The sequence below is a fragment of the Corynebacterium intestinale genome (assembly GCF_023574125.1).
Lineage (GTDB): Bacteria > Actinomycetota > Actinomycetes > Mycobacteriales > Mycobacteriaceae > Corynebacterium > Corynebacterium hesseae.
The window spans coordinates 400,654-423,703 of record NZ_JAMKFF010000001.1 but is presented as its reverse complement, the minus strand read 5'-3'; the positions used below and the strand labels follow the sequence as shown (position 1 = coordinate 423,703).

17 protein-coding genes and 3 tRNA genes are annotated in these 23,050 nt (G+C 55.4%); 9 read left to right on the top strand and 11 right to left on the bottom strand.

From position 1 onward, the window contains the following. Nucleotides 1–711: 711 nt before the first annotated feature. Nucleotides 712–1,287: a hypothetical protein gene (locus M5J06_RS01925; RefSeq protein ID WP_250223833.1), complete on the bottom strand. Its 576-nt coding sequence runs from the start codon at nucleotides 1,285–1,287 to the stop codon at nucleotides 712–714. Nucleotides 1,288–1,494: 207 nt separating this feature from the next. Then, nucleotides 1,495–2,397 (bottom strand): hypothetical protein, encoded by a 903-nt coding sequence (locus M5J06_RS01920; protein WP_250223832.1) that lies wholly within the window; start codon nucleotides 2,395–2,397, stop codon nucleotides 1,495–1,497. Between the two features lie 578 nt (nucleotides 2,398–2,975). Between M5J06_RS01920 and M5J06_RS01915 the strand changes: the two genes are divergently transcribed. Continuing rightward, the gene (locus tag M5J06_RS01915) at nucleotides 2,976–3,818 is read left to right on the top strand and encodes a hypothetical protein (protein ID WP_250223831.1); all 843 of its coding nucleotides are present in this window, start codon (nucleotides 2,976–2,978) and stop codon (nucleotides 3,816–3,818) included. Here the strand turns inward: M5J06_RS01915 and M5J06_RS01910 are convergent. Both M5J06_RS01910 and M5J06_RS01905 read right to left on the bottom strand, forming a co-directional pair. After that, nucleotides 3,815–4,726, bottom strand: a complete 912-nt coding sequence (locus M5J06_RS01910; protein ID WP_250223829.1) for a site-specific integrase — start codon at nucleotides 4,724–4,726, stop codon at nucleotides 3,815–3,817. The two genes, M5J06_RS01915 and M5J06_RS01910, sit on opposite strands and share 4 nt — an antisense overlap. A gap of 54 nt (nucleotides 4,727–4,780) precedes the next feature. Next, nucleotides 4,781–5,104 carry a helix-turn-helix domain-containing protein gene (locus M5J06_RS01905; RefSeq protein ID WP_070684224.1) on the bottom strand — a complete coding sequence of 108 codons (324 nt, stop codon included), beginning with the start codon at nucleotides 5,102–5,104 and terminating at the stop codon, nucleotides 4,781–4,783. 157 nt (nucleotides 5,105–5,261) lie between these two features. On the opposite strand from M5J06_RS01905, the gene M5J06_RS01900 reads away from it, so the two are divergent. The 4 genes from M5J06_RS01900 to M5J06_RS01885 all read left to right on the top strand — a co-directional run bounded on the left by M5J06_RS01900 (nucleotide 5,262) and on the right by M5J06_RS01885 (nucleotide 11,234). Continuing rightward, nucleotides 5,262–8,639: a type ISP restriction/modification enzyme gene (locus tag M5J06_RS01900; protein WP_250223828.1), complete on the top strand. Its 3,378-nt coding sequence runs from the start codon at nucleotides 5,262–5,264 to the stop codon at nucleotides 8,637–8,639. Nucleotides 8,640–8,648: 9 nt separating this feature from the next. Then, nucleotides 8,649–9,515, top strand: coding sequence for a site-specific integrase (locus M5J06_RS01895; protein WP_250223827.1), 867 nt, complete (start codon nucleotides 8,649–8,651; stop codon nucleotides 9,513–9,515). Nucleotides 9,516–9,855: 340 nt separating this feature from the next. Next, a complete protein-coding gene (locus tag M5J06_RS01890; protein WP_250223826.1) occupies nucleotides 9,856–10,890 on the top strand; it encodes a site-specific integrase in 1,035 nt (344 codons plus the stop codon). A gap of 74 nt (nucleotides 10,891–10,964) precedes the next feature. Beyond that, complete coding sequence (locus M5J06_RS01885) at nucleotides 10,965–11,234, top strand: hypothetical protein (RefSeq protein ID WP_250223825.1); 270 nt, start codon at nucleotides 10,965–10,967, stop codon at nucleotides 11,232–11,234. 529 nt (nucleotides 11,235–11,763) lie between these two features. Here M5J06_RS01885 and M5J06_RS01880 read toward each other — a convergent pair. Together M5J06_RS01880 and M5J06_RS01875 are read right to left on the bottom strand one after the other, a co-directional pair. Then, entirely contained in the window at nucleotides 11,764–13,188 is a 1,425-nt protein-coding gene (locus M5J06_RS01880; protein ID WP_250223824.1) for a hypothetical protein, read from the bottom strand. An 873-nt stretch (nucleotides 13,189–14,061) separates the two neighbouring features. Beyond that, a complete protein-coding gene (locus tag M5J06_RS01875; RefSeq protein ID WP_250223823.1) occupies nucleotides 14,062–14,424 on the bottom strand; it encodes a helix-turn-helix domain-containing protein in 363 nt (120 codons plus the stop codon). Nucleotides 14,425–14,652: 228 nt separating this feature from the next. Here M5J06_RS01875 and M5J06_RS01870 point away from each other — a divergent pair, with 228 nt between their 5' ends. Then, nucleotides 14,653–16,380 (top strand): hypothetical protein, encoded by a 1,728-nt coding sequence (locus M5J06_RS01870; protein ID WP_250223822.1) that lies wholly within the window; start codon nucleotides 14,653–14,655, stop codon nucleotides 16,378–16,380. A gap of 238 nt (nucleotides 16,381–16,618) precedes the next feature. On the opposite strand, the gene M5J06_RS01865 is transcribed toward M5J06_RS01870, so the two are convergent. Continuing rightward, nucleotides 16,619–16,691, bottom strand: a tRNA-Glu gene (locus M5J06_RS01865). A 634-nt stretch (nucleotides 16,692–17,325) separates the two neighbouring features. Here M5J06_RS01865 and M5J06_RS01860 point away from each other — a divergent pair. Together M5J06_RS01860 and M5J06_RS01855 are read left to right on the top strand one after the other, a co-directional pair. Further along, nucleotides 17,326–17,730 carry a hypothetical protein gene (locus M5J06_RS01860; protein ID WP_250223821.1) on the top strand — a complete coding sequence of 135 codons (405 nt, stop codon included), beginning with the start codon at nucleotides 17,326–17,328 and terminating at the stop codon, nucleotides 17,728–17,730. Next, nucleotides 17,723–18,052, top strand: coding sequence for a transcriptional regulator (locus tag M5J06_RS01855; protein ID WP_193634272.1), 330 nt, complete (start codon nucleotides 17,723–17,725; stop codon nucleotides 18,050–18,052). Before M5J06_RS01860 ends, M5J06_RS01855 begins: the two co-directional genes overlap by 8 nt. Here M5J06_RS01855 and M5J06_RS01850 read toward each other — a convergent pair. From M5J06_RS01850 to gltX, 4 genes are all read right to left on the bottom strand, one after another. Beyond that, nucleotides 18,047–18,610: an RBBP9/YdeN family alpha/beta hydrolase gene (locus tag M5J06_RS01850; RefSeq protein ID WP_250223820.1), complete on the bottom strand. Its 564-nt coding sequence runs from the start codon at nucleotides 18,608–18,610 to the stop codon at nucleotides 18,047–18,049. The genes M5J06_RS01855 and M5J06_RS01850 overlap by 6 nt on opposite strands. A gap of 53 nt (nucleotides 18,611–18,663) precedes the next feature. Beyond that, nucleotides 18,664–18,739, bottom strand: a tRNA-Glu gene (locus M5J06_RS01845). 55 nt (nucleotides 18,740–18,794) lie between these two features. Next, nucleotides 18,795–18,866: transfer RNA gene (locus M5J06_RS01840), tRNA-Gln, on the bottom strand. 172 nt (nucleotides 18,867–19,038) lie between these two features. Continuing rightward, nucleotides 19,039–20,538 carry a glutamate--tRNA ligase gene (gene gltX, locus M5J06_RS01835; protein ID WP_083306845.1) on the bottom strand — a complete coding sequence of 500 codons (1,500 nt, stop codon included), beginning with the start codon at nucleotides 20,536–20,538 and terminating at the stop codon, nucleotides 19,039–19,041. A 162-nt stretch (nucleotides 20,539–20,700) separates the two neighbouring features. Here gltX and M5J06_RS01830 point away from each other — a divergent pair, with 162 nt between their 5' ends. Continuing rightward, a complete protein-coding gene (locus tag M5J06_RS01830) occupies nucleotides 20,701–23,043 on the top strand; it encodes a choice-of-anchor M domain-containing protein (RefSeq protein ID WP_250223819.1) in 2,343 nt (780 codons plus the stop codon). The last annotated feature ends 7 nt before the right edge of the window (nucleotides 23,044–23,050 follow it).

Below are 23,050 nucleotides of genomic sequence, written 5' to 3'. Positions count from 1 at the left end.
CTGGCAACGTTATTTTGCCAAAATGGAACTGCCGCAGCTCGAATATGCGGCCCCAAGCGGTAAGAACTGGTCTGCTAGCTTTGACGACTTACATCTGGTGTCTTCGGACCAGCTAACGGAGCGTGTCGCTTGTCTATCTCCCCTAGGAATAAATCTCTTGCTTCAACGGTGGGTACATTACTCGTCCAGAGTGGTAATTCCCACAAAGAACTTTCAAGAGGCCACAGAACCATTCCTCACCGAGACTGATTTGGTCGAAGAGTGGTGTGAACACTTCGGGAGTTCCACACCTGAAGAAATAAATCTGCAGACAAAGCGATGTTTGGAGTGGTTACGTGAGGGTCCTGAACCAGACTTAACTCGGCAGAAGCGGCTCCAATCTAGTCAAGAAAGAGCACCAGTCCGCAAAGAAATGCGCCAGTATTTGAAGAACCTCTAATTAGTCCAGTTAAAAACTCACAGGGTATCCCACCCAAGTGACACTACGACTTGTGAGGGTTTCAGTTTGCGTAATCTATCGCCACACGCGGCGAATCTGGGCGATTAGTGAAGAACTATTCCTGCTCCCAGGAATTGGCTTCATATTTCAACTCGGATCTCTTTTGACTTCTATCATAAGAGTGAAAAAGGGCCGATGCCCATTTGAGCAAGATATATAGCCTACGTTCCCGGATCCGAGCTCTTTCAAGATGCCGCCTTGCTACACTTCTACTAATGATATTTCGTATCTTGCTTAGCTTGAACTTTGGACCTCGACCCTAAATTAAGCCACCCCCTCACCGCCGCGAACCCCGTCACTTGCCACGCCGGTAATCTATCCCCCTCCCGTTCCGCTGCCACAGCATTCTGAATCAGCCAATGCAGATAGTTACGCCGCAGCTTTGTATGCCACAACTCCAGCTCCCCTCCGGCAAGCCCAGCTGGGTTATACGGGAACGTCAACAGGACTTCTGGGGACTGCACCCCGTATTCCTTGAGCGCTCCACGCCCCTCCATCGCTGAACGCTCATCGTTCATGGCCCACAGGAACAAATCCTCGATGATACCGCCGCAAAAAGAAGCCAGCTCTCGATCCTCGACCTCGGCTGTCACCTGCGCTACGATTCGCTGGGCTTGACCAGATTCATACAGTCCCGTCCAACCGCCGAGCATGTCCCACTCGTTATGCAAAGCGCGATTCAGGTCAGTGATAAGTACCTTGGCTCCTGGGTGGTGTTGCTCCATCAGGTCGAGATCCACGTGTGGGAGGTACGGCCAGTACCGTCGAGCCGTGAGCAGATCAATCATCGCCACGGTGTCGGGTGGGAACCCGGATCGTGGGATTGCAGCTTTGGTCTCGGCTCCGATGATCCAGCAGCCGTCGGTAGTAAAATAGGGAGTCGGTCATGGTGCTCCAAAGACGTAGGGACAAGAGAGAGTATGCCGGACGGGCGCAGGATCAGCGAACCCCGCTCCGTTGAGCAGGCGGAGCGGGGGCGATGTCAGCAGCTGAGACTAGAAGTTCAGGCCAGGAATGTTGAAGTTCTGAGCCATGAACCCAGCAACACCGCCGAGGCCCAAGGCGACGAGAATGCCGATGATCCAGCCAATCACGGAGCCGTCAGATGAGCCGGAGTCGCTTGGCTCAGCTGAAACGGTTCTGGTGACCGTCGGAGCTGCGAGGGTCGAAGTCACCGTTGCAGTCTGAGTTTGTGTGACAGTCTCGGCGGGGAGCTGAGAGACAACGGTCTGGCGAACGGTGGTCGGAACAGACTTGGTGACGGTGGTGGGAACCGATTTAGTAACCGTAGTGGGAACCGACTTGGTAACAGTGGCCGTGGCGGTAACCGTGGTAGTCACTGGGAGCGTAGTCGTTGAGAGCGGATACTCATTGTCGTCCACAGGAATTGAAGACTTGACAGAAAAATCAGATTGAACAACGCCGTAGGCAAACAGTTCATCGCCCCCCTGAGTCTGATTAGTACAAGTCATGTAAATTCCGGATCCAGCCTTCAATGGTGGGTAGATTGACATTTCCATAGTCTCTCCAGGAGATAAATATTGCACACTGCCACGATGGAAAGCTGCACCATCCCGATACATAGCTCGCCCTAGGTTATCCCAGGCCTCCGAAGATAGTTTGTGAGCTTCTGCGTAAGAGATGCCTTCTTGCACCCACGGTGCGAAACGCGGCTTAGCATATCTCTCATCACTCCCCTCTGCCGTGCAATTCAGCTCCACACCTGACGGGTTATGAATCGTCAACGATGTTCCGTTTTGGGTGTCGCTGTCGGAAATGTCCAGGAAGCCCCACTCACGAGTTGTGGTCTGAGCAGATGCAGTCTGTGCGATGGTCACACCGCCAAATGCCACGGCGGTAGCCGCTGCGAGTGCAATAAGAGAACGAGAGATAGTCATTAATCTATTATGACGGATCAACGGCTCAGCGCGCAGTTAGTTGGTCGATGAACTTTTCTCCTGCGCATCCAACCGCTGAGTGTAGCTTTTAAGCACCACTGATCTCTGCCCTCCTGTCGATCCGGCGGGAGGGGAGAATCTTCTATCAGACCCGCCCTAAAATCTCCTGTTCCTACGCATCCCAGGTAAACCTCCCGACACGGTTCTTACTGAGACGCTCTTGTCAAAGTAAATTGGCTTCTTTGTCGGCTGCGGCTGAGCGGGACGGGACGTCAAGGGCGGAAGTTTTGGAGTCGGCTGAGCTACTGATTCAATTCGCAAATAGTAGGGCGTGCGAATTGCGCAGTTCCCAGCTCGACCTTTGGGAGCGTGCGAATAAAGGAATCCACGCTTCACATTGACGCTCACGACGCGACCACAAACAGGACATTGCGTCTTGGAATTAATGACTACTAGCTCCACATCTTCGGGAGAACGCGGTTCAAGGAATGGTTTAGGGGACATAAAAAGCATCGTAGCGGGAGAACTGGAAATTGAACGACACTTTCATGCCCTGATGACTCGCTATCCTATTCGACATGATGCAAACCCACGCCAATTATTCTCGCCCCTTCCCTGACCATTGGTTTCCAGCATTAGCGAGGCTGTGTCGAGAAACAGCTCAGAATATCCAGACGATAGGCCAGGCCAACCTCAGTCTTACTGCGGAAGAAAAGCAAGACATCAACCAGTATTTCCAAGCCGAGGACTACAACGTTGCTCTCATCGGCGAAGAGATAACCGGAGGGTCTGCAGACCTCGTTGGCGGGTGGCTCTACACGATCAACAACCTTCTCGATGGCCCTTTCGTCAGCCCCGTGACCATCGCCCCCATTGCTCGTGCAGTAATCGAGACCAGTGCGCAGATCGCTTACCTCAATGCGTTTGAACCGATCGAGCGATGCTTCTGGGCCATGCGAGCGGTCACAGACAAGATTCATTATGAAAAGCAGCGTGACCTCGTCCCAGGTGTATTCCCCCGGCTCAAAGAAGCAACAAAAATCCACACGGACCGGCACCGTGGGACGAACTTTGAGTTCCCTAGCAATACCGCGCTAGTACGTGAAACGCTTAAAGTCTTAGGCGGCTACCGGATGTACAAGGAGACGAGCGCATATACGCACCAGCATGCTTGGACAGCCTACAAGCACAGAACTTACGTTATTCACAACCCTTTGCCGTTAGAGCTTCGGACGATTCGCTTCGTCTTAGACGCGTTAGCAGCAGCTGACTACGCTGCACGCTCCTTCGTCAACTATCGAGATAAGACAAAGACTGCTACTGCGTACTCTAACCTCGACATATTGCTAGGCATACGCAAAGCAGTCCATGACGAGTTCGTAGCTTGGATGGCCGAGAACAACGTCGCTCCCGCCCCTTAAACCACCCGCAGTCCCTCGCCACGTCCGTCTCTGTGAAATAACCCCCGCACCGCCACAAGATCCTTATCCCCTAATTCTGGGCGGAACGGCTCGTAGCGCTTCAACGTCTTAATCCCCGCCGCGTGACAGATAAACGCATCGGGCACAAAGCGATTCATCAAGTCCACGATCCATGTCGCTTTCAGTCGGCGAATATCAGGCCGCATTCCTGACTCGATCTTGTTGCGTGCCGTCCTGCCCGTCACATCATCAGGCTCTCGGCTCGTCACATTGGGGCGTAGAACGTACTCATCTCGCCCCGCCTTGTCCAAATCGAGAAGGTAGACCCAGCGAGCTGTGACGGGAATTGTGCGGTCGGGCAGATGGATGAGCACTCCCCGTTCGTCAACCTCGACACTTGACCACTTCAGCCCACTCACCTGCCGGCTCGTCAACCCTGCGCCTAACCCCAGCCCCACGATCTTGCGTCGCTCGCAGCTAATGAACTCGTCCGTGTCCACACACCAGTCGAGAACGTCGGTGATCTCAGCTGGGGTGTACGGTGGCTGTGAGGTCGTACGGGCGTACTTCTTGTAGATCGTCTGCCCCATCCAGCTCGGGTTGAGCGCTTCTCCGAGCCTGCGCAGCGTGGTCTTGTATACGCCCCTTGAATGAACGGAGAGATCGTCTAGTTCATCGCGGATCATCATCTCGATTATCTCAGCGTCAAGCACGACCTCGATGTCTTGCTCATAGCCGTCCCTGTTGCACACCACATCGACCAGGCGCGCTAGAACAGGCATGTAGCGGTTGTAGGCAATCTCTGGGTGCAGGTCGCGGTACTGCTGCCCAAGGCTCACCGTGAAGTCGCGAATCGATTCCCAACGGTCATGATGGATGGTGGACGGTTGGTAGGTTTCGAGGGCCATGTTCACCGGCCTTTTCTCTCGACAGAATCGAGGTAGTAGGGATGACTTACCGGTCTACCGGGTCCAGGATCCCTTAGGCAACTCGACAGGCTTAGCCGTGGTCTCACGTACCGGCCACACGCTCGTCTCGACGAATTGTTCAATCGCCATGATGGTATCGACTCTGGGGATCGACTCGCCGCGAACGAAGCGAGTAATCATTGTGTGCGAGACTTGCGAGCGCTCTGCCACATAGCGAACAGAGCCGTGTTTACCAGCCTCCATCTGTACGTTCTTCGCCAACAGGAGCAAGCGACGATGAACCTCGTTGCGTATATCTACAGGATCGGTATTAGGCCAGTCGGGATACATGTCCACGAGACGCTTCTGTGCGGGCATACGACCTCTTTTGTTAGGCAACGGCAGCTGTGACTGATCGTAGGTGCGTAGAAGCACCAGAGCAACCGAAAACACCAAACTCGCTGCCGTAAAGTTAATCCACCCCAGTCCCGAATCGATAGACTAAACCCAGCTATCCCCGACCAAAAGGATCACTGTGGTTGCCCTATTTCCCAGCTCGGCTGATTTTGTCTTGCTTGCTTCTACACTCGTTCGTGAACTTGCAGTAATCGACGACGAACTCGGAAAGGACCGTCGAACCAGTCCCGAGGATCAGCTCAAGACACCAATCCACAACTTCCTCATGGGCGCGGCTGACCTTATGATGCGCAAGATCCGTGTGGTCACCGAACATCGGCAGACCGCAGCTGATGATATTCAGGGTGTTCGACTAGATATGGCTATCAAGCGCACTACAGGACCACTCATCGGACACGTCGAACTCAAATCCTCGCTCAAGGGCGCAAACCCTTACAAGGCTCAAGGATGGTCCAAACACGACAAGGCCCAATGGAGGAAACTCAAGAACCACTCCAACCTCATCTACACAAACGGCTGGGAGTGGTCACTAGTCCGTCAGGGTCTCAAGGCTCCGCTCTGTCACGTAATCCTCGACTCCGACTCGAAAGGTAACGTGCCCAACAATCAGCTGGAACTCCTAGCTGAGCTTCTCACGGCGTTCCTGACGTGGAAACCAACTACTCCCTCATCTCCCCGCGCTCTGGCAGATCTCCTTGCTCCGCTGACGGCATACCTGCGCGACAGCGTCAAGGAAGTCATTGGGGACAACGAAGATGATGCCCTTGATGGCCTTTATGCCCGCTGGAAGATCGACTTCATGCCTGGTGCGACCAAGGCACAGTTCGCTGACTCGTTCGCGCAGACGTTCACCTATGCCTTGTTGCTCGCTCGTGTGGAGACCGACATCCCAGCCGACGAGTTCAGCGTGAACACACTTACCCGAGGGTTGCGGCGCAACGGGCACAAACTACTAGGTGCCGTCTTGGAACTGATGGGCCAAGAACAGTTTCGCGAACTTGTCGAAGACCCGATTAACCTCCTAGAAGCCACTCTCGGTGCCGTTGACTCAGCGAAGTTCACCAAGGACACAGATCCGTGGCTCTACTTCTACGAGGACTTCCTAGCCGCGTACGATCCGAAGATGCGCAAGGAGTCAGGTGTCTACTACACGCCTGTTGAGATTGTCCGCGCCCAGGTTCGCCTTGCCGATCACGCAATCAAGACCCGAATCGGTCGCCCCAAGGGACTCGGTGACGGTTCAGTCAATATCCTCGACCCCGCCGCCGGCACCGCGACTTACCCCTTGGCTATCACCGAGCATGTGCTGAAAGATTCCGCAGCACCACAGGACGCAGCCCGCTCACTGTCGAAGCGGCTAAGTGCCTTTGAGCTGCTGATGGGGCCATACTCCGTGGCGCACCTGCGCATGACCCAGGCGCTCGAAGCAACTGGTCTCGAACTCGACAAGGACGGCGTGCAGGTTCTGTTTACTAACACGCTGCTCGCCGCTGGAGACTTGTCTCAAGACTCTTCCCAATATGCGCTGTGGCATGTCGAGGCTGACCTCAGCGAAGAGTCCAAGCGAGCTGGCATTATCAAAGACAAGCAGACTCCCGTTCGCGTTATTATCGGCAACCCGCCCTACAAGCGCGGAAAGCGGGAGGACTCTCTTGGCACAGCTGAAATTCCCAACGTGGTCCTCCAAGACTTCGATGGCAACGAGCCGCTCATCAATGACTTCATCGCTCCGCTGAAGAAACTTGGTGCGGGCGGACAGGCGAAGAACCTCTACAACTTGTACGTGTACTTCATCCGCTGGGCACTGTGGAAAGCATGTCAGCAGAATCCTCAGGAGCCTGGCGTGGTGTCGTTCATTACTTCATCTTCGTACCTGCGCGGCCCAGGTTTCGCTGGTGTCCGAGAGTACATGCGTAGGGTCTTCGATGAGATTTGGATCATTGATCTGGCCGGCGACAATCGTGCTGCGCGCAAGGATGAAAACGTGTTCTCAATCGAAACGCCAGTTGCAATCTTCGTTGGTGTTCAGCATCAGAACACCTTTAACAAGCAGACTGGCACGTTCGTAAAGAAGCGTCACGACAACCGGATGAATCAAAAGGCCCAGGTTTACTACCTTCGGGTTTCCGGTACGCGAAGGGAGAAACTGGACTCACTCAACGCAGTGCAAGCCCCCGATCAGCAGAACAACTGGCTAAAGCTCGATGAAGCAGACTGGACTGACAAATTTGTCCCATCGAGCGCAGCGGCGCTCAGTGATGGTGTCCCGCTTGACTCCGTATTTCCCTGGTTCTTCTCAGGCTCCAAGGCTGGACGAAAGTGGCCCATTGCGCCAACAGTCGAGGCACTGACTCAACGGCTAGAAGTTCTCAATGACAATCGAGATTTTGAGTATGGTGAAGTTCTTTTTGCAGACTCCCCGTCAGGCAAGAAATACGGTACTAACTCAAAGTCTGATTTGATTGTGCAATCGGAAACGAAGAGCAAGTCTATTTATGAAGAAACAGACTTGCACTCTATTGTCGCCGTCCCCTACGGATACCGAAGTTTTGACCGCCAATACTGTCTGGCGGACCATCGCCTCATCGACCGCCCTGGATCTGCATGGGCAATTCAGTCTGAAAACAGTAATCAAATCTTCATTCAATCGCTGACTTCAATTGCACTTGGAAGAGGTCCAGCCGTCACTGTTACGGAGCTTGTCCCAGACTTTGACTATTTCAGAGGTTCTTTCGGTGCAAAGAGTACCTTCCCTCTGTACACCGACAAGCTATGTCAACAACCCAATATTCCAGCGCATTTGGTCGAGGTCCTGTCTTCCGAATTAGGAATTGAAGTCAACGCTGAGGACGTTGCTGCATATGTAATAGGCCAACTCGGCACGGGGGCTTACACAGAGCTATTCGCTGACGAACTAGCCGAATCAAGCCCATGCGTAATTTTCACTAAGTCCGAAAAGACCTTCAAGTCAGTTTGCGCCTTAGGCAAAGAGATCATTTTCCAGTCCACTGCTGGTAATCGCGCAGCTGACCTCAATGAGTTTGGTGTGTCTCAAAAAAGCCTCTATCGCGGCAAGTCCAAGATGATGAAAGCGAGCTCGACAGGCGTATACCCAGAGAATTGGCAGTATGTTGAGGCAACCCAAGAGCTACACGTCGGTGATGCAGTTTTCTCAAACGTATCCAAGAACCTAATGGATTTCGAAGTCTCTGGCCTAAGAGTTGTCTCATCCTGGCTTGGGTATCGGATGAAAACCCCTTCAGGACGTTCCAGCTCGCCTTTGGATCAGATTCAAGCAAAGGGTTGGACTCATGATGGGGAGTTGCTGGATCTGCTTTGGCTTGTGGAGTTCATGGTGAACATAGAAGAAACTGCAAAGATCCTCTTACAGCAGGTTATTGATGGCGAAACTATCCCCGCGAAAGCACTCTTGGATTCACCCGCTAAAGCTCAAATCACTCGTGGCGGGTCGAAGAATCAAGGCACACTACTCTAAGCCCCACACATGTCCACTACCCCCATCCCCGACTTCGTAGCCCAGCTGCTCTCCCATCCCGACCTGTCCCCCGATTCGCAGGACAGTCTGTTCCTGACAGATCTCGTGACGTGGGCCGTGGAGAAGCAGGGTTACGAACTCGCCGTTGAGTACGTACTCGACTGGGACATCATCAACGCTTATGCTGAGTCCCTCATCCCCGCCTACGCGTCGGGAACAGCGCAACGCCGGCGCGCACGACTGCGAGCCATCGCCCGTATCGTCAACCCAAGCTTCAGCGAGCCAACCGCTCGAACCCCAGTAAAGCCGACCTCCGTTCCACAGCCCTATACCCCAGCTGAGATTGAGCAAATCGAGGTCTGGATGAACTACGCCGCGAACGCCGCAACGAACGTACTCAACAAGCAGCTGATGGTCTCACTGTGTCTCGGTGCGGGTCTCAGGGCCAAAGAAGCGTCCTATTTGACATGGGCACAGGTCTACGTCGATGAGACAGGTGTGATGCTGCTCGATGTGACAGGTCGCGACGTGCCGGTGCGCCAACGCTACGCCGAGCCATTCATCCACGGTAAGAACCAGTACCGCCCCGAACAGTATGTCCTAGCTCCCGACAGCGTCAAGGCAGACCGAAGCAACATCGCATCCAACTTCTCAACGATGTACCACTCGAAAGGTCTAGCCCCGAAGCCCGCCCGCCTGCGCGTCACGTGGATTCAGCACTTCATGAATGCTGGGGTAAACGACGAGCTCATCTGTCTCGCCGCCGGGACAACGACGCTGAGACGCTACAGCAGTCTGCGTGCCGATGTGGAGTACTCACCAGCAACCATTCGCTCATGGTTCCATGGCTCCGACAGGGGTTTGCGCAGTGTCTAATTGGCCGGAGTGGTTCGCACAGGGAGAAGTCCGCAAACCGCAGCAAGTGACACCCCAACAGTGGCAACAGGTTGGAGACCGAGTCATTGAAGCTGTCAGCCGCGCTCGGAACGAGGCTCCTGAACGTATCGGCAAGCCGTATGTATTCACTAGTGCTGTGACCAAGGTGCTTCTTGCTGCCGACTCACAAGACCCCCTTGACGAGATTTTCGTTGAGCCTCGATTGGCGGAGCTTGTTGTCATTGCCGATCTCAGATATACCGAACGACCTTGCGCATATGCAGTAGCGAAAGTCATTGCTCCTTACGCACAACAAGTCGCCCCGAGTTTCAAACGCTCCGTGCCTGACAAGCCGTACACGGAGCACGACATCGTAGAGATTCGCGACTGGGCTAATTTCAAGCAACGAGGGTTCGTAACGCGCAACAAAGGGTTGGTGCTTGCACTTGGTCTAGGTGCTGGCCTGACGGGCAAAGAGATGGACGAGCTGAGGTGGAATCAGATTACTTTTGACTCGAAAGGCTTTGTCGTACATCTTCCTGACCGCGATATTCCCGTGCACCATGACTTCGAACGGGCATTGAGGGAGAATCGACCGGTCCACGAGGATGGGCTTTCTGACTATGTCTTAACTCCCACTCGCAAGAGACGATTGCAAAGTGCAACGGCAGTCATCGTCAGCAGCGCGGATCAAGGGCTTATCCCAACGCTTAGCCGTATGCGAATTACCTGGATCAACCAGTGCGTTACGGCTGGTATCCCGCCCCGAGTGGTACAGAAAGTCGCTGGCATAACAAACGACCGCTACTTCGATGAGATTGTCGGAGGCTTTGAGACCGATCAAGACATCTGGTCGGTGCGTGGACTCTTCCACGAGAACAGCAGCTCATCAGAGCTATCAGCTGTGGAGAGTCTCGAACCTGTTGCTGTCGAACCCACAAAGCTTGCTGTTCCCACTGAGCCGCGGCCCGCCGTGACCTCAGCGCACTTCACAGCTGGCGTTGAACCTGACTTTACCTACGAGTACCCGGATGAAACTCTTAGTGCCGAGGATCACGATCACATTGTCCAGGCGTACCTCGAAACGACCTGGAAGCACCCGCGTGTCCGTAACACCACGACCCCAGACATTTTTAGGACCGATACCACCTACCCCATGTTGTGCGAGGACTGCTCAGGGTGGGGACGCGACGGCGCGGTAGCTGCGTGGAATCCCGATACCGGCTGGGTTGTGGATCTTCATGCCTGCCCAACCTGCAAAGGTCGCGGCTGGGTTGTCGAGAACTCTCTCAACGCTCGGGAGCGAGCACGTGCGGGCGACTGTGTCGTGGAGCATTGGGGCGGCGATCCAATTGAAGTCGAGCGCTACACCTAGTCTGCCGTTACAACCGGACAAAGCAGCGACGGACCCGGTAATCTCCGGTTTCCACTTCAACACCTGGAGGTCACATGTCCTTTCTCCGTCCACTTTCCGTCCCGACCGGCAGCTGGGTTCAGGTTACCGACACGCCTATGATCATCCACCGCTACGTCGGCGACAAGGTAGTCCTATTCATCCCGTCGCACACGCACCACGTCCGCTGTGCCGACCGTGACAGGGAGTTCGGCTTTGCCCTCAGCTGCAAGCCGGCATGGAACATGGAGCATGAACCTGGCCACCACGTCACGTCAGCATTTACCCCGTCGCTGCGGTTCGTCTCTGAGCCGGCAGGGCGCTAGGTACGACGAAGCACCCACTACGATGATTCGGAGTGGGTGCTTGTGTTTGATATTGGAAGATTGAGGTCAGCTCAAGAGCATGTGCTGTCGATCCAGGAACTCCAGCGCAACCCATTACGTTGTTAGCAGTTCCCCCCCGTTCGGTCCCTGGAGACACTGTTTTGCCTGTTCGGGCGCGTGTCTATGTGTGTTCCTGGCTGTATTTCGGCTGAACTACCAGTCAAGCGCTATAGGAGCGAGAATCAAGCTCTCGTAGGGCTATTCTCCAGCGCCCGTAACCTCGCATTGAGAGCACCCCTAAAAGCCCTACAGACCGCCTCGATATAGGGCCGAATATCGGGCAGGATTGCGAGGGCCATAACCCAGCTAATCTGGCCCGCGCCGCAGTGGAAGAGAACCTAGAAGCCACTCACGACCGCCCTAACCACCCCGAATCAACAGTACTTATACGCACCACCAATCCAACACACACGCCACTCCCCCACCGCAGCTACGCACGTTCATGCCGCTCCCGCGCGCGTGTAACACCTCAGCCGTGATACTCACCGTCCTGGAACGCGTCACGCCACGTGCTTTCATCCTCGCCAAGAACACCAATGATCTTTTCAATCAGTCCTGCATGAGCTTTCACATCGAGCTCCGGCGGGTTCGGCATTGCCAGATTGTGTCGAGGATCAAACGTGTCGAGATACTTTTCTGCCCACGCGATCCATGGACTTTCAGGCTCGTTTCGCTTTATGAAATCAAGGTATTCGCGTACTGCTTCAAACTGTTTCAACTCTTGAGAACGCTTGTACAACACATCGAAATAGAAATCCTTTGTAACAGTTTTCGCCGCGATGCCCTGAGCAAATTCAGCCTGCCGCTCCCTAAATTCTTTTCGCCGTCGTGAGAGTTCAGCATTAACCCCGTACCAAAAATCTCTTACTCGCAGCGACATGAAAAAGCGTTCAATACCGTTTTCAATTCCGTTCGGATTTCGCTTTGTATCGTGCGCGTTGAGACCGTAACCAACCTCAATTGTCAGCTGTCCATTGGGAATATGATTGTAGTAACGGTGCATCGGCTCACCCTTATGCCACCGATTATGCTTCTCGATTTCTTCTGTGGTCGGCTCGCGCTCGGACTTTTCGTAGCCCTCTTTAATTAAAACCTTCGACATGCTGCCAATACCCGCCGAGACTCCACGCACAACCGTTTTCTTCGACCAGTCGTTGTACCACTGATCAACTTCCACAGTGCCGCCGTACAACTCAAACAACGTGAAGACGACATGCAACACCCGCTTCGCACGCGCGTACACGTCAGGACTGAGTTTTCCTTTGCGCCACTCGAAAGTCGTTTTCACAGCTGGGTGATACTTAGAAATTCGTTTCTCACCACGAATCAGCGCCCGCCAATCAGGAAGCCGCATCGGCTCAAGTTGAAGCTTTCCCACTTTGAAACTGCCCTGAGTTCGCCACCCCGGCTGTGTTGCAACGTAGTCATAGATGATGTTTGACTCCGAGTCGCCATAGTTCTTGACCAATATTTTCCCGACCGGAATCCAAATTCGTTTCAACTCAGATTCACTCGCTGCACACCAGAAAGCATCGAGGTCTGAGTGCTCAATTGCACTCAACACTTTCTGTACGTAAGGCTCAAGATCAATCTTAGACTCAGAAGGCGCGGGTGGTTTCACAGGAACGTGAGATTGTGAGACAGGCACAGACGAAGCCGCGCTCTTCCCTCGCCTCTTCACGGACAGAGCTTCAGTCCCATTGTGAACACGCTCACCGCGCTTTGTTGCAACCGCTTTCCATGCTGCACCACGACCCGAAATCTTGACCAGGCCGTGCCCCTCCAACATGCGTGCTGTGGTCTTGAATGTCTCGTAAGGCGGGTTGCCGGCACACCCGCGCACGATCCATTCAAGAACCTTCTTCTGCCGTTCGGTGAGTTCTTTCGCAGCCATGCACCTATTATCACGCAAATGAAACGGGGAGAAACGGGATTTCACCTGGCCCCTTTTCGCCGCCCCTGAGCCGAGAACAACTACATCAGTTCCATTCACTCATCAACAAGTGCAAGCCCTTCACACTTCCAGACTCACGGCCAAGCTCATGAGCGTCTTGAACGATGTAGTACAGCGAGATACTCACGCCAGCTCAGTTCATCCGTATCGTTCGCGATACTCGAATGATACGGGAATAAGCGAAGCTTTCGGGGATAAACATTGATCGACTTCAAGACTGCAATCCGGTTGAGATAGTCTCGCTTGTTCGCCACAGCGTGATTGCACACGTTGGTGATGTACTTGCGTACAGCGTCAAGATCACCCCCATTAACGACAACAACGGCTTCGTCAATAGCTCTTGTGCTGAACCCAGCCACCGACATTTCGGGGAATGTGTTCTCTAGCGAATAGGTATCGTGCAGCTACTGATCAACCTGTCGATACATACCTTCTCGACCTACGCCGGGGTCAAGAATCTCATCATCCACGCCTGATAGTTACGGCCAGGAGACACAACCGAACGGCACAGCATAGTGGCCCGCATGGCGTGTGTGAAGCTCTGAAATAGGAATACGTGTAGGTGACTGAGAGCCGACGAGCCAATAATCTTCATTGACTACTCCGCCGAGTCTTTCAAAGTGATGATGGGTCACGGGAACGACCTTTCTTCGGTTGTATAGTCCGGCACACTATCCTCGCTCTCCCCTAGTTTTCGCATAGTTTCAACCAAACACATCAGATCTCACAAACCGGGTACCCGGTCGAAAAAGAAGAATTTTTTAACTAAACCCCAGGTGTTTTCCCGTTCAAACAAAAAGTCGTAGATCCCTTTCAATGCCCTCGCGAAAACCGGGAACGATCCTTCTTATGACCAAACTTCGCGATTTCGGTGGGCTTTATGCGACGACCCTCGCCCAAACCTCTGGGCCAGATTTCGCGATCGATCCCAACTTCAATCTGGGCAATAGTCAAGACACTTGGCCAAGCGCGGCCAGCAACAAAGTCGCTGATCGTGGAGTGTCCAACGCCGGTAACCTCTGCCAAATCCTTAAGCGACTTCAACTCAATGTTGTCGCGAACGTGACGGCGAATATTGCGAGCGGCAAGCTGCAGACGGGCGTGCGCCAGGTTCTTGATCTGAGCGTCGGGCCACTCAGGGTAGAGCTCTTTGGGAGTCGGCTGTCGGGCGGGCATGTAACAAGCGTATCGAACACACGATCCGATTCAGATTCCACTCGCCTGGATGTCGTCGATCTTTACCGGTACAGTACGGAATCTATGGTGCGTTTACGCACCACCGATCAGGAGGACTCCAGCCGTGTCGTAGCTAGTTTCACCGGCCTCACAACAGATTGTGGGGTCGCTTAAGTGACGTTCCAGCATCCATTCCTCAAGTACGCGCAGGGAGGTGAACCCCAGCCCATGAGCAACCAGGCTTTCACTGCCGCAGGTGACGCAGCCGAGGTCGGCATCATCAGCCTCGACGTGGTCGGCATGAACTCCCCCAAGCGTGCCATTGACGTTGTTGACGATTCGGGCGTGGAGTTGCTCATCGATACCTGGCGTGCCGAGGATGGATACGACCCGAGCAAGGGTGGCCGTCCAGCCACGATTCAGCCGCGCACGGTTCTCGCGCTCATGGCCATGCTAACCATCGAAGCCAAGCCGCTGCACATCCAGCAAGCGGTCAACATCATCACCGATCGTGCGAACAACCAGGTCCTGCGCGCGCTCGGTCTGCCGCAGCGTCACGAGACCGATTACACCACTTACAAGGGACGCCAGGCGTGGTACGAGAAGGTCTACCGAGCATGGAACAAGGTTAAGGATGTCGTGGATCCGAACCCGACCCTGACCTACCGCAAGCGCCTTACGACAGACGAGTTCGACTACCTAGTCTCTCTGGCTAACCCGGAAGAAACCCGCAAGCGTTACCTGCGACTGACCATGTTCACCAACGCACTCATCGCCGCGTCAGTGCGCCTTTTGCCCGAAGAGTACCGAGACGCATGGACGGGCGACGTAGCTGTAGACGGCACCCCTGTGCTCGCCGCTAAGTCGGGCAACCCGCGTGACCGCAAGCCGAAGCGCTCGTCAGACCCTGACGCAGGTTGGTACATCCGCGAAGGTGATCACAACGGCGACAAGGCCAAGTCCGCGCCTAAAAAGATGTACTGGGCATACGAGGCCACGATCGTCACACAGACGTTCCCTGCCCGCCAGGACAACCTGCCACAGCTCATTGTCGGCATGGCAATGGACAAGCCGGGCCACGCGCCGGCAGATCGTGCCATGGATGCCCTGCAGCATCTCATCGCCGACGAATCCGTGCCGAAGGGTGCCTTTATCGGTGACCGTATCTACTACCCGATGAGCAAGCCTGAGAAGCTGCAGATCCCGCTGCGCAAGGCGGGCTACAAGGTCATGGGCGACCTCGTCAAGGGCCAGATGGGCCTACAGGCTACCTACCACGGAGCTCAGCTTATTGACGGCTCTTGGCACTTCCCGGGCATGCCCGCACGCTGGCGCGACGCTAGCGCCCTGTTTGCCGCTGGCGAAATGGATCGTGACGAGCTACTCGACATTATCGACCGTCGCCAAGCATTCGCTCTTCAAGTAAAGAAGATGCACAAGGACGGCTCTATCGACTTCTATTCCCCGGCCCGTGGCAAGCGTGCCAAGCTCAAGGTTGACGGAATCGGCGTTGACAAGACTCTAGAAGGTGCCACCCTGCGTAAGGTGTTCGCTCGTGACTTGACTAAGGAAGACCGTAACAGTGCTGTCTTCAAGCAGACGCAGATTCGTATCCCTGTGGATGCAGCAGCAAAACACGTTCAGACGGGACCTTCTTGGGGAACGCAGGAATGGGCTGACACGTACCGTCGTGGTCGTAACACGATCGAGAGCCGTAACGCCCTTCTCAAGAACGGTCGCATGGGATTGGGCGACAAGACTCGCCGTCTCGTTCGTGGGTTCGCTAACGCGACCCTCGTAACCGCTTTGGGCATCGTGGGTGTCAACATTCACCTGATTCAGAAGTTCCTTCACCGAGTCGTATTCGACTTGAATACAAACCCCAGCGACCCGGTTCCAACTCAACCGTGTAAGCGAGTCTCTGACTGGAACACGTTCGGCAACGTCGCACCCTAGGCTCCCCCGGCTGCTGCCTAAAGACCAACAAAGACCACCGCCCGTATGGGCCGTGGTCTACAGGTCGTGGGCTAGTGCCCATTTAGCCGAAATTTCACTCTATCTCTGTTGCTTTTAAGCACCAGGGGTCGAGTAAAACAAGCAAAATCCCGATTCTCAGTAACGAGAATCGGGATTTCGTTTGGCGTTTATCAGTTTCGTGAACTCTGCAGGTCAGAACCGTGAAACCGCCTTTTTGTACCCCGTACGGGATTTGAACCCGTGTTACCGGCGTGAGAGGCCGGCGTCCTAGGCCGCTAGACGAACGGGGCTCGTTTAGCTGTCCGTTGTGGACTTGCTAAACACTATAGGATCGGCGAAAGAATACACAAATCAGCAGCTAGCATGGCTTTTACACAAAGAAAATCCCGAACCTCATTGCCGCTTTCGACTGCGATGAAATCATTGACTCTCAAGGCCCGGGCGCGGATCGAATCAGTGGTTATTCCGCTGGCGTGCCGTTGGCAGCTGGGGCCGGAGCACTCGCTAGTCATCGCTAGAGGTTCGGGAGGACACGTGCGCTAACAGCATGTGGTGCAAGGCTCCTACTTCGCTCGAATGTTGGCTTTAAGAAGTTGTGGATTATGGCGATGCCGCCTCGTATTATCTGCTAGAGTCGCGTCGGCGATAGTGATGATTATCAGCTTCCGCCATCCGCTCTCCTTTCTGTCGGGAATGCCTTATACCTGCAGTGTATGACCACCAAAGGCATAGCGGAAGGAATTAGACCAATTGACCACTGGTATACCCCCTGGTAGCTTTCCCAAGTCCGCCCCTACTTGGACTTTTCACCTTCTGGTAAGGGGCACAACCGCACCACTCAGCAATTACCGCAGCCCTCATCTCCTTACTTGCACCTCATGCAAGTGATACACTTGCCATTGATGCAATCAAAGGAGTGAAGACGTGAACGATGAACTCAAGATCATTCAAGACGCCCAACAGCGGACCGCCTGGACACAAAGCTGGTGGGCGGTAGCACTTGTAGCGCTCGGTATCGGTAGCAGTCTTGCGCTATCCAAGTTGTCCTGGTGGTACACACTCGCAATCCTGATACCGACGTTCATCCTCGGCTTCCTCCTCAAGGACAAAATCGCGAACCCTTTTGTTCGCCCTAACCCCAACCAGGGGCCGAGGAACGATCGCGCGACATGGTCACGCGTAGTCCTCCCCTTCGCCATGATCATGTCCACTGCATCAACCCCCGACACGTGGCCGTGGATGATTGCTTGCGGAGTGATGGTTACTGGTGCGACAGCTTGGATGCTCTATGAGAACAGCAACGCTGCCATAAAGGGCATCAATGTCTAGGCAAGCATCTCACCAGCCCCCTGAGCTGGACCCGGTCATTCACCCCATCAATCGGCTCAAGATCTGCGCCACGCTCTACTCCGCCGGCGCCACCGAAGGACGGCAGATGAAGTACGGTCAACTCGCCGAGCTTACGGAGCTTCCCGCCGATACGCTCTCCAAGCAGCTAAAGCACCTCGAGGATCACGGCTACATTAGCCGCACCCGGGAGTATGGTTCTACCCGCGCCAAGGACGCCGTGTGGGTCGCGCTCACCGAGGCGGGTGCACAAGCTTACGTGCAGCACGTCGAGGCGCTCAAAGCGATGACTGAGGGCCTATAGGCTGCGCAGCCACTGCGTGATGCGATCCCCCAGCTGTGGAAACTCGGTATAGCCGTCGTCTTCAAGAAAGTGTCCCGCGTCGTGGATGGTGATGGACACGGCCGAGAGGGCGTCGGCAAGCTGCTGCGTGAGGGAAGGGTCCACCAGGACATCGTCAGTAGACACGAAGACCTCTGTGTGCGCGATGTGGTGCTTGACAGCCGGCACGTCGACGCGAGCCTGGCCAATAAACTCGTCAAGCTCTGGGATCACACGAAGCTTCTCCACAAACCCAGAGACAATGAAGAGCCCAGGAAGCTCCCACTCACCCTCCAATGCAGTGAGATAGTGCAGCAACGCGGTGCCGCCCAGGCTATGCGTGATGATGCAGGTATTAGCGTTTGGACGCTCAATATCGTTGCGTATCGACTCTACCCACTCATCGAGCTTCGGAGCGTTCGGTTCCGGCAGCGCGATGGTGTGAACGGTGTGGCCATCGGCGGTCAACAGGCGCTCTAGCCACGGGAACCAGTGACTGTCAGGGCTGGCTTGGTATCCATGAATAATGTAGAAGTGCATGGTCGCCAATTATAAAAAAAGTGGCAAGTTTATTGCGCTTGCCACTCTTTAAGTGGTACCCCGTACGGGATTTGAACCCGTGTTACCGGCGTGAGAGGCCGGCGTCCTAGGCCGCTAGACGAACGGGGCATAGAACTGTGACCACTGACGCAAAGTGCCGCAGCACTTTACGCAGTTATCACTGCTGGCCTACCAGGACTCGAACCTAGAATGACGGTACCAGAAACCGTTGTGTTGCCAATTACACCATAGGCCACTATCGCGTTGAGCTTGCTTGGGGTTAACCCCTCGCCGCTCGCTGCAACGCTTTATTACTATATCCAGCACCACCGATACACACAAATCGCCAGGCCAGATAGCATTTTCGGGACATTAAGAACGATTCTTAATGCCCCGAAATTACAGGCCTGTGAGACTAGCGCTTGAGACTACTCAGCGCTCCACGGAGTCACGGCCAGAGCTGCCTTAAGGCGAGCCAGCGTGGACTCCTTGCCCAGCAGCTCCATGGACTCGAACAGCGGCGGGGAAACCTGCTGTCCCGAGACCGCGACACGCAGGGCGCCGTAGGCCTTGCGGGGCTTGAGACCGAGGTCGTCGATAAGTGCGCCAGAGAGAACCTTTTCAATCTCTTCGGTCTTCCACTCCCCGAGCTCCTCCAACTTGGCAATGGAGACCTCGAGAGGCTGAACAGCCTCCTCCTTGAGGTTCTTCTTGGCCGCCTTGGCGTCGAGCTCCAGCTCAGCGTCCGGCGTGGTCAGGAAGGACATAAGCCCGTAAGCGTCAGACAGCGTCTTAATGCGGGTCTGCACCAGGTCGGCGGCGAAGGCGAACTTGTCTTCCGGGTAATCCGCAGGGAAGTCGGTGTACTCGGTGAGGTAATCCCGCAGGCGCTGGGCAAAGTCAGCCGGCTCAAGCAAACGAATGTGGTCGGCGTTGATGGCTTCCAACTTCTTCTGGTCGAAACGGGCGGGGTTGCCCAGCACGTCGTGCACGTCGAAGTTGGCAATGAGCTCATCGACGGAGAAGATGTCCTTGTCCGCGGAAAGGGACCAGCCCAGCAGGGACAGGTAGTTGAGCATTCCCTCCGGGATGATACCCGCATCGCGGTGGTTGAACAGGTTGGACTGCGGATCGCGCTTGGACAGCTTCTTGTTGCCCTCACCCATCACGAACGGCAGGTGGCCGAACTCCGGGGTCTGCTTGGCAATGCCCAACTCAATGAGCGCCTCGTAGAGGGCGAGCTGGCGCGGAGTGGAAGACAGCAGATCTTCGCCGCGCAACACGTGGGTAACCCCCATGAGCGCGTCATCGACGGGGTTAACCAACGTGTAGAGCGGTGCGCCATTGGAGCGGGCCACCACATAATCCGGCTGGGTCTCCGACTTAAAAGTCAGCTCTCCACGCACCAGGTCATTCCACGTCCAGTCCTTGTCCGGCATGCGAAGGCGCCACACCGGCTTGCGGCCTTCCGCCTCGAAGGCATCGATCTGCTCCTGAGTGAGGTCGCGGTCAAAGTTGTCGTAGCCAAGCTGCGGGTCGCGTCCGGCTGCCTTGTGGCGCGCCTGCACTTCTTCATTGGTGGAATAAGCCGGGTAGACATAGCCGCCATCCTTGAGCTTCTGCAGGACATCGGCATAAATATCCATGCGCTGCGACTGACGGTACGGCTCGTCCGGACCACCCACATTGACGCCTTCATCCCAGCCCAAGCCGAGCCAGTTCAGCGAATCAATGATGGCCTGGAAGGACTCCTCGGAGTCACGAGCGGCATCGGTGTCCTCGATGCGGAAGATGAGCTTGCCGCCGGTGTGGCGGGCATAGGCCCAGTTGAACAGCGCCGTGCGGACCATGCCCACGTGGGGCGTTCCTGTGGGCGACGGGCAAAAACGTACGCGGACGTCGGAAGTTGTTTCAGTCATGTCAACCATCGTAGTTCAGCGCTGAGTTACGGCACCGCCCGCCCCACTTGGGGGTAATTGAACCCGGTTTCCACTAAGCGTGAACTGGGTTTTCGATCCAGACTAAACGGAATTGATTTCCATTCCCTATAGTGAAATTCTCTCGACAGAACTGAAGAAAGGTTCCACACTGTGGCTCGAACTCGCTCCGTGGCGCTGCTTACCTGCGCCACACTTCTCTTCTCCCCCGCTACCGCCGTAGCCGGCCCTGACGACGGCAAACACGTCGCCACCCAAACGCACATCGATTCCCCCAAAGCATTCTGGGAAGACGATTCTCTTAACCTCAAGAGCCATTCAGCCGAATCCGACCACGATCTCGCCGACACCGTCACATGGGTAGGCAAAGGCTGGGACCAGAACGGCACGAACCAATACCAGTTCACCGTGCCTGAAGACCCTGCGCTCTCCTTCCTAGGGAAGCCGGGCGAAACCTATTACATGGCCCCTGCCAGCGTGCAGGGCAGCCTGGACCCGGTATGGATGGGCTTTGGCGCGGACACTGAGCTTCCTGTCGACACCTTCCGCGATAACATCGCCTCCCTCGACCTGTTAAGCGTCGATGGACCGGGCGAAGTAGAGATGTTTGGCTACTACCCCGGCCCTGGCGGGCTTCAACGATTCTTTGGCACGTCGGAGGGCGCACCTCACTCCGGTTGGCTGACTAGCGGCACGCATACCCACAACTTCACTGTCTTTTCCAAACCCGGGCGCTACCAGCTCACCTACCAAACCACCGCGCGAAACAAAGACGGCGAGTTCATTTCCTCCAAGCCGACAACCACGTCCATTCAGGTCGGAGGGCAGCGCCCGTCAGACCACAGCACTCCCTCCCTCAAGGAGCGCTTCGAACAGGCATCCGCAGGGGACGCTAGCCAGAAGGACTATCGCCTGCGCATCGCCCCTGCTAAGTCCCGTGACAAAGATGGAGACGAGCGGCTTTCCTCCATCGACTTCACTGGGGGCAGTAACGGCACGCTCACGCTGCTTATCGACGGCTACTTCCTCACCGACCTGCCCGTTACCGACGGCAAAGCCCACTTTGACGAGTTCCTAGGCCCAGAATCCTCCGAGATTCAGGTGGTGTACACCCCAGAAGATGGCAGCCCGCGGTGGGTATCCGAGCAGCTCAAGTACTCCGAGGGCGCAGAAGTAGCCACCACCTCGAAGACGTCCGCGGAGTCCTGGACCGAGACCACAAACCCCCGTCAACTCTTCTCCGGAGAAGAGGTTTCGCTATCTGACACGGGACTGTCCGCGCGCGCCGTTCCGGAGGGCGAAGACGCCACCCGCATCATCCTGGAGGCAGCCGATAAAAACCTGGAAGGCTACGTGCACGGTGGCTTCTTTAGCAAGGGAAACTCGCTTCCGGACATCGATTTCGACGGCACTATCACCCGCGGCCGCGCGGAATTTGTCGTCGGTGCCGATGCAAACTTCAACGGCAATACCGTGCGCCTCGATATTCTTCCGCACCCAAGCATCACGCAAGACTCCGGCAGCATCACGCTGACCGACAATTTCGCTTTCGGAAAAACGTACGAGCGCGTGGGCAAACTCGGCGCTGGGGCTCAGGCTCCTGCGCCAGCCCCAGATAACACTCCTCAGCCCGAACCCGGCGACAACACCGGTGTCTGCGCCGACAAGGCAGTGCTCGACCACGGACACGTCGATATTGCGGTATCCCGTGACGGCGATAAGTTTCTCACCCGCCTCAAGGATGAAACGGCCATCGTGGATAAGAAGACCGTCGAGCGCCCGCTTGACGACGTCGTCCTCGCAGTACACGATAACGCACTGCGCTCCCGCCCCGCCGCGCTCAACGGCAAGGAATTCGACTACCTGGGCAAGGAGAAATTCTTCCTCCTCCCCCAGACTCAAGAGCAGAGCATCATCTGGCCGGGATATAACACCCAAGCTCTCAATTACAAGGACTACAAAGACGGCAAGGTCATGCTCAATATCAAGCCCGTCGAGAAGCCTGAAGGCGCAGAAATTGGGCTCTTCACCACTGAAGGATTAGGCAAAGGTTTTACCCCGCTGATCAACTCAGCCGCAGGAGACTTGTCCATCGAGACCACTTTTGCCTCGCATACCCACAGCAATTGGGTCTTTACCAAGCCGGGTATCTACAAACTCGAAGTCAGCTATACGGCCACCACCACAGATGGCAAAGAAATTTCTTCCGAACCCCAGGTGCTCACCGTCGCGGCTGGCGACGCCGCAATCAAGGACTGCGCAAGCTCAAAGGAAGGAAGCGAAGGCGAAGGCACCAACACACCCGGCGGTAAGAAGCCAGGAAACACGAAACCCAGTGGAGATAAGGGGATGACGTCCTCTAAGCCCAAGCTCGACAGCCTGTGGGGATTAGTGCTTCCGGCCGTCGTGGCCCTCATTTTCCAACGCCTCTTCAATTTCTACAACGACCACAGAGCCCAGATTGAGGCCCGCTTCAACGGTCTGCTTCACCGCTAGAAAGGAC